We start from the raw sequence: 13,817 nt of genomic DNA, 5'->3' as shown, positions 1-13,817 counted from the left end.
TCATCAGTTGGGGAGGGCGCGCGCGGAATTCATCCGGACGAGCTATCAAGTTGTGACGTTGACACCTTCGTGTCATCGCCCTCCCCGCCTTCCTCCGTTGGTTCACCGCGGCCGGCTCAGGAGCAGCGGGTCCCCTCGACCGGCATCGTGCCCTCGGTCAGGTAGGCCTCCATGGCCCGGTCGATGCAGGTGTTGCCCTTGCCGAAGGCGCCGTGGCCCTCGCCCACCCGGGTGAGCAGGGTGGCCTTGGCGAAGCCCTTGGCCAGGGACTCGGCCGCGGCGTACGGGGTGGCCGGGTCGCTGGTGGTGCCGATCACCAGGATCGGCGCGGCGCCCTCGGCCCGGATGGTGTGCGGCTTCTCGGGGGACTGGTACGGCCAGCCCTCGCAGGCCGCGTCGGTGAAGTCCTCGGCGGTGACGCCCTTGGTCAGTAGCGGGGCCTTCTCCTGGAGCTCCTTGACCGCGGCCTGGGCGCGCTCGGGCGAGGGGGCCGGGGCGGACCCGTCGGCGCAGCCGATCGCGGTGTGGGCGGAGTCCATCGGGGAGTAGTGGCCGTTCTCGTCGCGCTCCGCGTAGCTGTCCGCGAAGGCGAGCAGGATGTCGCCGCGCTTCATGGTCATCGCCATGCCGAGGCCGGCCCGCAGGTACTTCCAGTCCTGGGTCTGGTCGCCGTAGAGGGCCGCGGTGACGCCGCTCCAGGCCAGGTCGCGGCCGACCTTGCGGCCGTCCTTGGTGGGCAGCGGGTGGTCGGTCAGGCCGTCCAGGAAGTCGGCGGCCTTCTTGGCGGCCTGGTCCTTGTCCTGGCCGAGCGGGCACTCGTCGGCGTGGTTCTCGACGCAGTCGGCGGCGAAGTGCTCGAAGGAGGTCTCGAAGCCGATCCGCTGCTTGACCGCGGAGTCCAGGTCGTCGGCGGCCGGGTCGACCGCGCCGTCCAGGACCAGCCGGCCGGTGTTCTGCGGGAACTCCTCGGCGTAGAGCGAGCCCAGGTAGGTGCCGTACGAGACGCCCAGGTAGTTGAGCTTGCGGTCGCCGACGGCCGCGCGCAGCACGTCCAGGTCGCGGGCCGTGTTGCGGGTGCCGACGAAGGGCAGCAGCTTGCCGGACTTGGCCTTGCAGGCGGCGATGTACTCGGTGTTCTGCTTCTCCTCGGCGGCCCGGCGGGCGTCCGGGTCCAGCGGCGAGTCCACCTGGCTCTGGGCGTCGCGCTGCTTGTCGTCCAGGCAGAGGACGGGGGAGCTGCCGCCGGTGCCGCGCGGGTCGAAGCCGATCACGTCGAAGCGGTTGTGCAGGGCGCCGGCGAAGTCCTTGGCGCCGTACTCGACCATCTCGACGCCGGAGCCGCCGGGGCCGCCCGGGTTGACCATCAGCGAGCCGACCCGCTGGTCCTGGTTGCCGGCCGGGTACTTGATCAGCGCGAGGTCGATGGCGTCGGCGGTGGGGTTGGTGTAGTCGAGCGGGACGTGCAGCTTGCCGCACTTCATCGTGGAGACGTCGGCCTGGGCCTCCTCGGCCTTGGGGTCGGCCGGGCAGTCGGACCAGCTGATCTTCTGGCCGTAGAAGGACTTCAGGGCGGGGTCGGCCTCGCCGCTCGGCTTGGCGGTCGCGGCGGCCGACCGGCTCGCGGTGGCGCTGGCGGTGGCGCTGGTGCCGGTGGTGCCGGCGGCCTGGTCCTGGGCCGGCTTCGCGGTGTCGTCGCAGGCGGAGGTGAGCAGCAGGGTGCCTGCCGCCAGCGCGGTCAGCAGAACGCGTGGGCGGGCGGCCCGGAAGATCTTCATCGCACGTGTGTACCACCCGGTGGTGACGTGTCCGACCTGCACCCCCGCCGCTCCGCCCGCCCGTCCCGGTCAGCCGCGGTGGACCTTGTGGTTGGCGGCCTGGGCCCGGGGGCGGACCACCAGCAGGTCGATGTTCACGTGCGAGGGCCGGGTGACCGCCCAGGCCACGGTGTCCGCGATGTCCTCCGAGGTCAGCGGCTCGGCCACGCCCGCGTACACGGCGGCGGCCTTCTCCTCGTCGCCCCGGAAGCGGGTGACCGCGAAACCCTCGGACTTCACCATGCCGGGCGCGATCTCGATCACCCGGATCGGCTCCCCGCACAGCTCCAGCCGCAGCGTGGCCGCGATGGTGTGCGCGGCGTGCTTGGCCGCGACGTACCCGCCGCCGCCCTCGTACGCGGCCAGCGCGGCGGTCGAGGAGAGCACCAGCACCGTGCCGTCGCCGGTGGCGCGCAGCGCGGGCAGCAGCGCCTGCGTCATGTGCAGCACGCCGAGCACGTTCACCTCGTACATCGCCCGCCAGTCGGCCGGGTCGCCGTGCTCGACCGTCTCGGCGCCGATCGCGCCGCCGGCGTTGTTCACCAGTACGTCCACCCGGCCGACCTCGGCCGCGAAGGCGTCCACGGCGGCGCGGTCGGTGACGTCCAGCGTGACCGCCCTCGCCGAACCGCCCCGGCCGCCGATCTCCTTGGCCAGCGCCTCGATCCGCTCCGTCCGGCGGGCGGTCAGCACCACGTCGAAGCCCTCGGCGGCCAGCCGGCGGGCGGTCGCCGCGCCGATTCCGCTGCTGGCACCGGTGACCACGGCCACCTTCTGCTCGGTCATTGCCACTCCCTGGGGCTCATCGGTCGTTCACCCGATCATCTCAACCGCGTCTGCGCCCCCGCCGCCCGGCCAGGACCTAGATTGCGAGGACCGACCTGTGCCCCGCCGTTCCCGTGGAGGGACCCATGGCAGCCGAGCCGCGCCGCACCGAGTCCGCCCGACCTTCGGAATCCGCCCGTCTTTCCGAATCAGGCTTCCCGATCGAGCCCCTGTACGGCCCCGAGGCGCTGGCCGGCTGGGACCCGGACACCCGGCTGGGCCGGCCGGGGGAGTACCCGTACACCCGGGGGGTCTACCCGACGATGTACACCGGCCGGCCGTGGACGATGCGCCAGTACGCGGGCTTCGGCACCGCCGCCGAGTCCAACGCCCGCTACCGGCAGCTGATCGCGGGCGGCGGTACCGGCCTCTCGGTGGCCTTCGACCTGCCCACCCAGATGGGCTACGACTCGGACGCGCCGCTCGCCGCCGGGGAGGTCGGCAAGGTGGGCGTGGCGGTGGACAGCGTCGAGGACATGGCGGTGCTCCTCGACGGCATCCCGCTCGGCGAGGTGTCCACCTCGATGACCATCAACGCGCCCGCCGCCCTGCTGCTGCTGCTCTACCAGCTGGTCGGCGAGGCCCAGGGGGTGGCGCCGTCCGCGCTCACCGGCACGGTCCAGAACGACGTGCTGAAGGAGTACATCGCCCGGGGCACCTACATCTTCCCGCCGCAGCCCTCGCTGCGGCTGGTCGCGGACGTGTTCCGGTACTGCCGGGCCGAGATCCCGCGCTGGAACACCATCTCCATCTCCGGCTACCACATGGCCGAGGCCGGGGCCGACCCGGCGCAGGAGATCGCCTTCACCCTGGCCAACGGCATCGCCTACGTCCGTACCGCGCTCGCCGCCGGGATGGCGGTGGACGACTTCGCGCCCCGGCTCTCCTTCTTCTTCGTGGCCCGCACCACGCTGCTGGAGGAGGTGGCGAAGTTCCGTGCCGCTCGCCGGATCTGGGCCGGGGTCATGCGCGACGAGTTCGGCGCGAAGGACCCGCGCTCGCGGATGCTGCGCTTCCACACCCAGACCGCCGGGGTGCAGCTCACCGCCCAGCAGCCCGAGGTGAACCTGGTCCGGGTCTCGGTGCAGGCGCTGGCCGCGGTGCTCGGTGGCACCCAGTCGCTGCACACCAACAGCTTCGACGAGGCGATCGCGCTGCCCACCGAGAAGGCCGCCCGGCTGGCGCTGCGCACCCAGCAGGTGCTCGCCCACGAGACCGACGTGACCGCCACCGTCGACCCCTTTGCCGGCTCCTACGCGGTGGAGTCCCTGACCGATCGGGTGGAGGCCGCCGCGCTGGCACTGATGGCCCGGATCGAGGAACGGGGCGGCGCGGTGGCCGCGATCGAACAGGGCTTCCAGAAGGGCGAGATCGAGCGAACCGCCTACCGTCTCCAGCAGGAGACCGACTCCGGCGAGCGGACGGTGGTCGGCGTGAACCGCTTCCGGCTGGACGAGGAGGAGCCGTACCAGCCGCTGCGGGTGGACCCGGCGATCGAACGGCGGCAGGCCGAACGGCTGGCCCGGCTGCGGGCCGACCGCTCCTCGACCGCCGTCACCCGGGCGCTGGACGCGCTGCGCCGCACCGCGGAGGGGCAGGAGAACGTGCTGTACCCGATGAAGGAGGCGCTGGCCGCCCGGGCCACCGTCGGCGAGGTCTGCGACGCGCTGCGCGGGGTGTGGGGGACGTACGCTCCGGTGGAGCGTTTCTGAACAGAACGGATATTCTGAACGGCCGTCAATATCCCGCGCCCGTCAAGTGGGCGGTGGCCGTGACCACCGGCCCGGGTGATCGTTGCACAGGGCAAGCGACCCGGGGAAGGCGGCTAAAACGAGATGTCATACCCACCTGTCCGGCCGGTATGCGCCCATCCGGGGACTAATTTTCTGGAAGTCGGGCCAAATCCCCCCAACGGGCCTAGGCTTGGGGAGATGAACCGTCCTGAGCCCGCTCAGCCGGGCGCCACCCTCGCCGCCGCACGCCCCGCCGCCGAACTGCGCGCCCGGGTCAGCAGGCTGGAGCCCGAGCTGGTCGCCTTCCGCCGTGATCTGCACCGGCACCCGGAGCTGGGCCGCCAGGAGTTCCGCACCACCAACCTGCTGCGCGACCGGCTGGTGGCGGCGGGCCTGGACCCGCGGGTGCTGCCCGGCGGCACCGGTCTGCTGGTGGACATCGTCCCGGCCGGCACCCTCCCGGGCACCGAGTTCCTGGCCTTCCGCGCCGACATCGACGCGCTGCCGATCGACGACGCCAAGACCGACGTCCCGTACCGCTCGACCGTCCCCGGCCGGGCCCACGCCTGCGGCCACGACGTGCACACCTCGGTGGTGCTCGGCCTCGGCCTGGTGCTGGCCGGGGCCGCCCGCACCGGTGAGCTGCGCCGCCCCGTCCGGCTGGTGTTCCAGCCCGCCGAGGAGGTCATGCCCGGCGGCGCGCTGGACGTCATCAAGGCCGGCGGGATGGACGGTGTCGGCCGGATCTTCGCGGTGCACTGCGACCCGAAGGTGGAGGTCGGCCGGATCGCCCTGCGCGCCGGGGCGATCACCTCGGCCTGCGACCGCCTGGTGCTGCACCTGGACGGGCCCGGCGGCCACACCGCCCGCCCGCACCTGACCACCGACCTGGTGACCGCGATCGCCAGGATGGCCGCCGACCTCCCGGGCGCGCTGGCCCGCCGGATGGACCCGCGCTGGGGCGTCAGCCTGGTCTGGGGCCGGATCGCCTCCGGCTCCGCGCCCAACGTCATCCCGCAGCACGCCGAACTGGAGGGCACCGTCCGCTGCCTGGAGCTGGACGGCTGGCGCGAGGCGCCGGACCTGCTGCACGAGCTGATCGCCAAGCTCGCCGAGACCAATCGGGCCAAGTGGACGCTGGACTACCACCGCGGGGTGCCGCCGGTGGTCAACGAGGCGGTCTCGGTCGCCCGGCTGGACGCCGCGATGACCGCCCGCTTCGGGAGCGACGGCGCCCAGGTGGTGGAGAGCACCGAACAGAGCCTCGGCGGGGAGGACTTCTCCTGGTACCTGGAGCACGCCCCGGGCGCGCTGGCCCGGCTCGGCGTCCGCGCCCCCGGCGACCCCACCGTCCGCGACCTGCACCAGGGCCGCTTCGACGTGGACGAGCGGGCGATCGGCGTCGGTGTGGAACTGTTCGCGGCGCTGGCTCTGGAGGATGACCGGGACTGACCGTTTACCGGCGGCTTGTGGTCGGTGCGTGATCGCGTTGGCGAGATCCGGAGTTTCGGGCGGTTCCGTAAACTGGGCCGAACCAGTCTCGGATCGCCGTCCGTGTACGGGAAAGGAGCCTTCGGAAGGCCTTCAGACCACGGTTTGATAACAACCCGAACGCTCCGGCAGCCCGTAACCCAACCGTGTTCTACGCGCGTTACGGTGGCGTCCGACCACGCCAAACGGTTGCGTGTCAGAAGGAGAAACTCCCTTGCGCCGTTCAATGAAGCTCGCCGCGGTTGTGCTCTCGGGTTCCCTGGGCATGGCCTCGCTCGCCGCTTGCGGCGCAAAGAGCAACGACAACACCTCCTCCTCCGCGGCCGGTGACGGCTCGCTGAAGGTCGGTATGGCCTACGACATCGGCGGCCGTGGCGACCAGTCGTTCAACGACTCCGCCGCCCGCGGTCTGGACAAGGCCAAGGCCGACCTGGGCGTCTCCGTCACCGAGGCCGAGGCCAAGCAGGGCGAGGCCGAGGCCGACAAGGAGACCCGCCTCAAGAACCTGGTCGACGCCGGCTACAAGACCATCATCGCGGTCGGCTTCGTCTACCAGCCGGCGGTCGACAAGATCGCCAAGGACAACCCGAACGTCAAGTTCGCGATCATCGACTCGAACGACAAGGACCAGCCGTCCAACGTCACCTCGCTGCTCTTCGCCGAGCAGGAGGGTTCGTACCTGGCCGGTGTCGCCGCCGCCAACAAGTCCAAGGCCCACCACATCGGCTTCATCGGTGGTGTGCAGTCCGAGCTGATCAAGAAGTTCGAGGCCGGTTACAAGGCGGGCGCCAAGTCCGTCGACCCGAACATCCAGGTCGAGACCACCTACCTGACCACCCCGCCGGACTTCAGCGGCTTCGCCTCGCCCGACAAGGGCAAGGAGGCCGCGCAGGGCCAGCTCGACAAGGGCGCGGACGTCATCTACTCCGCCGCCGGTTCCTCCGGCGCCGGCGCCATCGAGGCCGTCGCCACCGCGGGCAAGCTCGCGATCGGTGTCGACTCCGACCAGGCCAGCCAGCCGGCCCTGGCGAAGTTCAAGAACAGCATCCTGACCTCGATGGTCAAGAACGTCGACACCGCGGTGTACTCGTACATCGACTCGGTCAAGAAGGGCGCGCCGCTCACCGGCATCAAGCTCTTCGACCTGAAGGCCAACGGTGTCTCGCTCGCCACCACCGGCGGCAAGATCGACGACATCCAGGACAAGCTGAAGGCCGCCAGCGACGCCATCACCAGCGGCGCCACCACCGTCCCGACCGCGCCGGCCCAGTAAGGCCCGCGCGTCTCGGACGCGACATGCGCTGCCGCCTGCCCGGTGGCGCGATGATCGACACGGTAAACGGGAGGGGCCCGGCAGGGTGCGCTCAACGCGTACCCCCGGGCCCCGTCCCGTCTCCACGTTTCCCCAGTTCCCCCCCTTGGCCCTCCCAGCGCAACGACGCGCCTCCAGACCACCAGGAGATCGCCATCACCGCATCCGAACCCGTCCCCCTGCGCAAGGACGGCACCCCCAGCGCGGGGACGGCGACACCGGCCGTCGAACTGCGCGGCATCACCAAGCGCTTCCCGGGTGTCGTGGCCAACCACGACATCAACCTCACCGTCCGCACGGGCACCGTGCACGCCCTGATGGGTGAGAACGGCGCCGGCAAGTCGACGCTGATGAAGATCCTCTACGGCATGCAGAAGCCGGACGAGGGCACCATCGCGATCGACGGCGAGCAGTGCGAGTTCCACACCCCGGGCGACGCCATCTCCCGCGGCATCGGCATGGTGCACCAGCACTTCATGCTCGCCGACAACCTCACGGTGCTGGAGAACGTCGTCCTCGGCGGCGAGAAGCTCCACGGCATCGGCGCCAAGGCGAAGGCGAAGATCAAGGAGATCTCCGACCAGTACGGCCTGGGCGTGCGCCCGGACGCCCTGGTCGAGGACCTCGGCGTCGCCGACCGCCAGCGCGTCGAGATCCTCAAGGTGCTGTACCGCGGCGCCAAGATCCTGATCCTCGACGAGCCCACGGCCGTGCTGGTCCCGCAGGAGGTCGACGCGCTGTTCGACAACCTGCGCGAGCTCAAGTCCGAGGGCGTCACCGTCATCTTCATCTCGCACAAGCTGCACGAGGTGCTCGCGGTGGCCGACGCGATCAGCGTCATCCGGCGCGGCACCACGGTCGGCGACGCCGACCCGAAGGCCGTCACGGCCCGTCAGCTCGCCGAGATGATGGTCGGCACCGAGCTGCCCTCCCCGGAGAGCCGCGAGTCGACCGTCACCACGACCGAGATGCTCAACGTCGAGGGCCTGCGGATCGCCAAGACCGACGCCGAGGGCATCGAGCGCGTCGTCCTGGACGACATCTCGCTGCGCATCCACAAGGGCGAGATCCTCGGTATCGCCGGCGTCGAGGGCAACGGCCAGGCCGAACTGGTCGAGGCCATCATGGGCATGCTGCCGTTGGACGGCGGCACCGTCACCCTGGACGGCAAGGACCTCTCCGGCACCCTCACCCGGGCCCGCCGCGAGGCCGGCATCGGCTACATCCCCGAGGACCGCCACAAGCACGGCCTGCTGCTGGAGGCCCCGCTCTGGGAGAACCGCATCCTCGGCCACGTCACCGAGGAGCCCAACTCCAGCGGCCCGCTGCTCAAGCCGACCGCCGCCCGCGAGGACACCTGGCGGATCGTCGAGCAGTACGACGTCCGCACCCCCGGCATCGAGGTCACCGCGGCCTCGCTCTCCGGCGGCAACCAGCAGAAGCTGATCATCGGCCGCGAGATGAGCCACCAGCCCAAGCTGCTGATCGCCGCGCACCCGACCCGCGGTGTGGACGTCGGCGCGCAGGCGCAGATCTGGGAGCACATCCGGACCGCGCAGCGCGAGGGCCTGGCCGTCCTGCTGATCTCCGCCGACCTGGACGAGCTGATCGGCCTCTCGGACACCATCCGGGTCATCTACCGCGGCCGCCTGGTCGCCGACGCCGACCCGGCCACCGTCACCGCCGAGGACCTCGGCACCGCGATGACCGGTGCCGCCGCCGGCCACATCGAGTCCGAGCCCGAGGCCGTCGCAGAGGCGCAGGCCGTCGCGGCCGAGGGCACCGAGGCCGAGAGTGAGCACCCGCACACCGACACCGCCGACGACCCGCAGGCGGGGGAGTAACCCATGACCAGTCCCAACCCCGCCGCCAAGCGCAGCCTGGCGCAGCGGATCAGCGGTGAGCGGATCGTGCTCGCACTGGCGGCGCCGGTGCTCGCGGTCGTGCTGTCCGTCGCGATCTGCTCCGTCCTGCTGGCGACCTCGGGCAAGAACCCGTTCGACGCGTGGAACGTGATGATCACGTTCGCCACCAAGTCGGACGGCCAGGTGCTGATCCTCAACCGGACCACCACCTACTACCTGGCCGCCGCGGCCGCCGCGTTCGGGTTCCGGATGAACCTGTTCAACATCGGCGTCGAGGGCCAGTACAAGGTCGCGGCGCTGTTCGCGGCCTTCGTCGGCGCCCAGGTCGACCTGCCCTCGTTCATCCAGATCCCGCTGCTGCTGATCACCGCCATGCTGGTCGGTGGCCTGTACGCGAGCATCGCCGGTCTGCTGAAGGTCTACCGCGGTGTCAGCGAGGTCATCTCGACCATCATGCTGAACTCGATCGCGCTCGCGATCGTCGGTCTGCTGCTCGTCCCGGGCGTCTTCGCGCCCAAGGTCAGCGGCACCACCAACTCGATCCAGACCGACCCGGTCTCGCAGTCCAGCCACTTCTTCTCCATCGGCTTCCCCGGTGGCCAGCTCTGGGGCTTCATCTTCATCGCCGCCCTGGTCGGTGTGGTCTTCCAGCTCGTGCTGACCCGCACCCGGTTCGGCTTCGACCTGCGCGCCACCGGCCGCTCGGAGTCCGCGGCGACCGCCTCCGGTGTGAACGTCAAGCGCATGGTGATCATCTCGATGGCGGTCTCCGGTGCGATCGCCGGTCTGATCGGCCTGCCCGAGCTGCTGCAGAACTCGTTCTACTACGGGCAGACCTTCCAGCAGAACCTGGGCTTCCTGGGCATCTCGATCGCCCTGCTCGGCCGCAACAGCCCGATCGGCATGGCCTTCGCAGCCCTGCTGTTCGCCTTCCTGGACACCACCGGCGCGCAGCTGCCCCTGCAGGGCGGCTTCCCGTCCGAGATCGTCACGGTCATGCAGGGCACCATCGTCATCTGCGTCGTCGTCGCGTACGAGCTGGTGCGCCGCTACGGCCTGAAGCGCCAGCAGAAGCGGGTCGGCGCCCAGCTCGCCGCCCAGGCCGCGGCCACTGAGAAGAAGGAGGTGTCCGCGTGAGCACGGCGACTGCTGCTCGTCCGAAGGCGCCGGGCGCGCCCGCGAAGAAGCGCAAGCTGTCCTGGCCGGTGGTCCTGCTCCTGATCGCGGGCGCCCTGGTCCTCGTCTCCGCCGTGGGCATGGCCACCGGCAACCACTCGCTGACCTCCTCCGGTCAGATCACCGCCGCGCTCAGCGCCGCCGTGCCGATCGGCATGGCCGGTCTGGGTGGTCTCTGGTCCGAGCGGGCCGGCGTGGTCAACATCGGCCTCGAAGGCATGATGGTCGCCGGCACCTTCTGCGGCGCCTGGGCGGGCTACCTGGTCAACCCGTGGGTCGGTCTGCTGGCCGGCATGCTCGGCGGTGCGCTCGGCGGCCTGCTGCACGCGGTCATCACCGTCACCTTCGGCGTCGACCACATCGTGTCCGGCGTCGGCATCAACCTGCTGATCCCCGGCATCTGCGCGTACATCAACCGGATCTACTACAAGGACTACGTCGCGTTCGGCGCCGGGCAGAACCAGTCCCCGCCGGCGGACCCGCTGCCGTACATCACCGTCCCGGGCCTGTCCTCGGGTCTGAAGAGCATCGAGAGCCACCACTGGTTCCTCGTCTCGGACGTGGCCGGCGTGCTCGGCGGTCTGGTCACCAACCTCTCGGTGGTCGTGGTGCTGGCTGCCGCGCTGATCGTGGCCAGCTACTTCCTGCTCTGGCGCACGGTGTTCGGCCTGCGGCTGCGCTCCTGCGGTGAGAACCCGACCGCGGCCGAGTCGCTGGGCGTCAACGTCTACAAGTACAAGTACATGGCGGTCATCGCCTCCGGCGCCTTCGCGGGCCTCGGCGGTGCGTACCTCTCGCTGGTCGCCGCGCACTTCTACAAGGACGGCCAGACCCTGGGCCGAGGCTTCATCGGCCTCGCGGCGATGATCTTCGGCAACTGGATGCCCGGCGGTCTCGCCATGGGCGCCGGCCTGTTCGGCTTCACCGACAGCCTCCAGCTGCGTGACCCGGAGTCGGTCCACGTGCTGATCCTGATCGTCTCGATCGCGATGGCGCTGCTCGCCCTGTGGCAGCTGTACCGCCGCAAGTTCACCGCGACGGTGATCTCCTTCGTGGTGGCCGGCGGCCTGGGTGCCTGGTACGCGCTGACCGATGAGGTGCAGCGTCCGCTGATCGTCGCCACGCCGTACGTGATCACCCTGGTGGTGCTCTCGCTGGCCTCGCAACGACTGCGGATGCCCAAGGCCGACGGCCAGATCTACCGCAAGGGCCAGGGCAAGTGACCGCCCCCGCGATCGACTGGGAGCGGCTGCGCGCGGCGGCGCGCGAGGCGATGGGCCACGCGTACGCCCCGTACAGCAAGTTCCCGGTCGGCGCGGCCGCGCTGGTCGACGACGGCCGGCTGGTCAGCGGCTGCAACGTGGAGAACGCCTCGTACGGGCTCGGGCTGTGCGCCGAGTGCGGGCTGGTGTCCGCGCTGCACGCCTCCGGCGGCGGCCGGCTGGTCGCCTTCACCTGCGTCGACGGCGCGGGCGAGCTGCTGATGCCGTGCGGGCGCTGCCGCCAGCTGTTGTACGAGCACGGCGGTCCCGAGCTGCTGATCGACCTGGCCTCCGGCGTGAAGCCGATGAGCGAGGTTCTGCCCGACGCGTTCGGGCCGGAGCGGCTCTAGCATCTCCAATTGTTACGCGCGTAGAGTGTCGCAAGTGGGCCGTAACCCGGTCATCTCGCGGCACTCTTCGCTTTTGACGCTTTTTGAAACCCCACTGGGAGCACGCATGGACGCCATCTCCGTCATCAGGACCAAGCGCGACCGCGGAGAGCTGAGCGACGCTCAGATCGACTGGGTCATCGACGCCTACACCCGCGGCGAGGTCGCCGACGAGCAGATGTCCGCGCTGGCCATGGCGATCCTGCTGAACGGCATGAAGCCGCGCGAGATCAGCCGCTGGACCGACGCCATGATCCGCTCGGGCGTCCGGATGGACTTCTCCTCGCTGCCGCTGCCCACCAGCGACAAGCACTCCACCGGCGGCGTCGGCGACAAGATCACCCTCCCGCTCGCCCCGCTGGTCGCCGCCTGCGGCGCGGCCGTCCCGCAGCTGTCCGGCCGCGGCCTCGGCCACACCGGCGGCACCCTGGACAAGCTGGAGTCCATCCCCGGCTGGCGCGCCCTGCTCTCCAACGACGAGATGATGGACGTGCTGCGCGACGCGGGCGCGGTCATCTGTGCGGCCGGCGACGGCCTCGCGCCCGCCGACAAGAAGCTGTACGCGCTGCGCGACGTCACCGGCACCGTCGAGGCCATCCCGCTGATCGCCTCCTCGATCATGTCCAAGAAGATCGCCGAGGGCACCGGCGCGCTGGTCCTGGACGTCAAGGTCGGCTCCGGCGCCTTCATGAAGAACCTGGACGACGCCCGCGAACTCGCCCGCACCATGGTCGGCCTGGGCACCACCGCCGGGGTCAACACCGTCGCCCTGCTCACCGACATGTCCACCCCGCTCGGCCTCACCGCGGGCAACGCGCTGGAGGTCCGTGAGTCCGTCGAGGTCCTGGCGGGCGGCGGCCCGGCCGACGTCGTCGAGCTCACCCTCGCGCTCGCCCGCGAGATGCTCGCCGCGGCCGGCGTGCACGGCAAGGACCCGGCCGACGCCCTGCGCGACGGCTCCGCGATGGACCACTGGCGCCGCATGATCGCCGCCCAGGGCGGCGACGTCGACGCCCCGCTCCCGGTCGCCCGCGAGCAGCACGTCATCCCCGCCCCCGCCTCCGGCGTCCTCACCACGCTGGACGCCTACGCCGTCGGCGTCTGCGCCTGGCGCCTGGGCGCCGGCCGCGCCCGCAAGGAGGACCCGGTCCAGGCCGGCGCCGGCGTCGAGATGCACGCCAAGCCCGGTGACACCGTCGTGGCCGGCCAGCCCCTGCTGACCCTCCACACCGACACCCCGGAGCGCTACGACTACGCCATCGAGGCGCTGGCGGGCGGCATCGAGGTCGCCCCGGCCGGCACGGCGTTCACCCCGAACCCGATCGTGCTCGACCGCATCGCCTGAGTGATGTGAGGGCTGCTCACGTACGCCGGGTCAGGCGTACGTGAGCAGCCCGCTGGTGTCGAGGGTCCAGGGGCCGACGGCGATCTTGTCGCCGAAGACGAACTTCTCGCGGGACTCGTAGCCCAGCTCGGAATGCACGATGCCGGTGCCGGTGCGGGGATCGACGATCAGGTAGAACGGGATACCCATGGCCGAGTAGTCGCGGACCTTGTTGTGGTAGTCGTTCTCGGGATTGGAGGCGGACACGATCTCCACCACGAGCACTACCTCGTGCGGGAGAACCGCTCGCTGCTCGCCCTCCAAGGTCGCCTCGGGGAAGACCATCAGATCCGGGTTGCGCAGCTGACCGAGTCCGGCGTCCTGCAAGTCCGCACCGTGGTAAGCGATGTGACCCGGGTGAGTGGACGGCAGCTGGGCGTTGAGCTGTCGGGCGATGCGCAGCACGGCGAGCTCGTGGCGTTTCACCGGCGACATCATCATGACAATCTGACCGTCGGCGATCTCAATCTTCCCTATCCCCGGCACCTTCGGCAGCTGATCCGCGATCTCAAGCAGCCTGGTGTACACAGCAGGATCGATGCTCATATCCGGAGTGTATCGGCGCC

11 protein-coding genes are annotated in these 13,817 nt (G+C 70.7%); 8 read left to right on the top strand and 3 right to left on the bottom strand.

Annotation, left to right across the window (positions count from 1 at the left end; translation table 11 throughout):
- Nucleotides 1-116 precede the first annotated feature (116 nt).
- On the bottom strand, nucleotides 117-1,775 hold the full coding sequence (locus ACIRYZ_RS26515; RefSeq protein ID WP_402948516.1) for an alpha/beta hydrolase: 1,659 nt from the start codon (nucleotides 1,773-1,775) through the stop codon (nucleotides 117-119).
- A gap of 69 nt (nucleotides 1,776-1,844) precedes the next feature.
- Nucleotides 1,845-2,600: an SDR family oxidoreductase gene (locus ACIRYZ_RS26510; RefSeq protein WP_387616806.1), complete on the bottom strand. Its 756-nt coding sequence runs from the start codon at nucleotides 2,598-2,600 to the stop codon at nucleotides 1,845-1,847.
- Nucleotides 2,601-2,725: 125 nt separating this feature from the next.
- On the opposite strand from ACIRYZ_RS26510, the gene ACIRYZ_RS26505 reads away from it, so the two are divergent.
- The 8 genes from ACIRYZ_RS26505 (at nucleotide 2,726) to ACIRYZ_RS26470 (ending at nucleotide 13,212) form a co-directional block, all read left to right on the top strand.
- Nucleotides 2,726-4,351 (top strand): methylmalonyl-CoA mutase, encoded by a 1,626-nt coding sequence (locus ACIRYZ_RS26505; RefSeq protein WP_402948513.1) that lies wholly within the window; start codon nucleotides 2,726-2,728, stop codon nucleotides 4,349-4,351.
- A 219-nt stretch (nucleotides 4,352-4,570) separates the two neighbouring features.
- Complete coding sequence (locus ACIRYZ_RS26500; protein WP_402948511.1) at nucleotides 4,571-5,824, top strand: amidohydrolase; 1,254 nt, start codon at nucleotides 4,571-4,573, stop codon at nucleotides 5,822-5,824.
- 253 nt (nucleotides 5,825-6,077) lie between these two features.
- A complete protein-coding gene (locus ACIRYZ_RS26495) occupies nucleotides 6,078-7,136 on the top strand; it encodes a BMP family protein (RefSeq protein ID WP_402948508.1) in 1,059 nt (352 codons plus the stop codon).
- Between the two features lie 50 nt (nucleotides 7,137-7,186).
- Nucleotides 7,187-9,019 carry an ABC transporter ATP-binding protein gene (locus ACIRYZ_RS26490; RefSeq protein WP_402948506.1) on the top strand — a complete coding sequence of 611 codons (1,833 nt, stop codon included), beginning with the start codon at nucleotides 7,187-7,189 and terminating at the stop codon, nucleotides 9,017-9,019.
- A gap of 3 nt (nucleotides 9,020-9,022) precedes the next feature.
- Complete coding sequence (locus tag ACIRYZ_RS26485; protein WP_402948503.1) at nucleotides 9,023-10,177, top strand: ABC transporter permease; 1,155 nt, start codon at nucleotides 9,023-9,025, stop codon at nucleotides 10,175-10,177.
- Nucleotides 10,174-11,439, top strand: a complete 1,266-nt coding sequence (locus ACIRYZ_RS26480) for an ABC transporter permease (protein ID WP_402948500.1) — start codon at nucleotides 10,174-10,176, stop codon at nucleotides 11,437-11,439. The genes ACIRYZ_RS26485 and ACIRYZ_RS26480 overlap by 4 nt, the downstream gene beginning before the upstream one ends.
- Nucleotides 11,436-11,828: a cytidine deaminase gene (locus ACIRYZ_RS26475; RefSeq protein ID WP_380610532.1), complete on the top strand. Its 393-nt coding sequence runs from the start codon at nucleotides 11,436-11,438 to the stop codon at nucleotides 11,826-11,828. The genes ACIRYZ_RS26480 and ACIRYZ_RS26475 overlap by 4 nt, the downstream gene beginning before the upstream one ends.
- A 106-nt stretch (nucleotides 11,829-11,934) precedes the next feature.
- Nucleotides 11,935-13,212, top strand: coding sequence for a thymidine phosphorylase (locus ACIRYZ_RS26470; protein ID WP_380610533.1), 1,278 nt, complete (start codon nucleotides 11,935-11,937; stop codon nucleotides 13,210-13,212).
- Nucleotides 13,213-13,242: 30 nt separating this feature from the next.
- Here ACIRYZ_RS26470 and ACIRYZ_RS26465 read toward each other — a convergent pair whose 3' ends face one another.
- The gene (locus tag ACIRYZ_RS26465; RefSeq protein WP_402948497.1) at nucleotides 13,243-13,797 is read right to left on the bottom strand and encodes a Uma2 family endonuclease; all 555 of its coding nucleotides are present in this window, start codon (nucleotides 13,795-13,797) and stop codon (nucleotides 13,243-13,245) included.
- Between the last annotated feature and the right edge of the window lie 20 nt (nucleotides 13,798-13,817).

It is taken from the genome of Kitasatospora sp. NPDC101155 (assembly GCF_044768305.1).
Classification (GTDB): domain Bacteria; phylum Actinomycetota; class Actinomycetes; order Streptomycetales; family Streptomycetaceae; genus Kitasatospora.
Note: the sequence above shows the minus strand (reverse complement) of the source record. Positions and strands in the feature narration are given on the sequence as shown.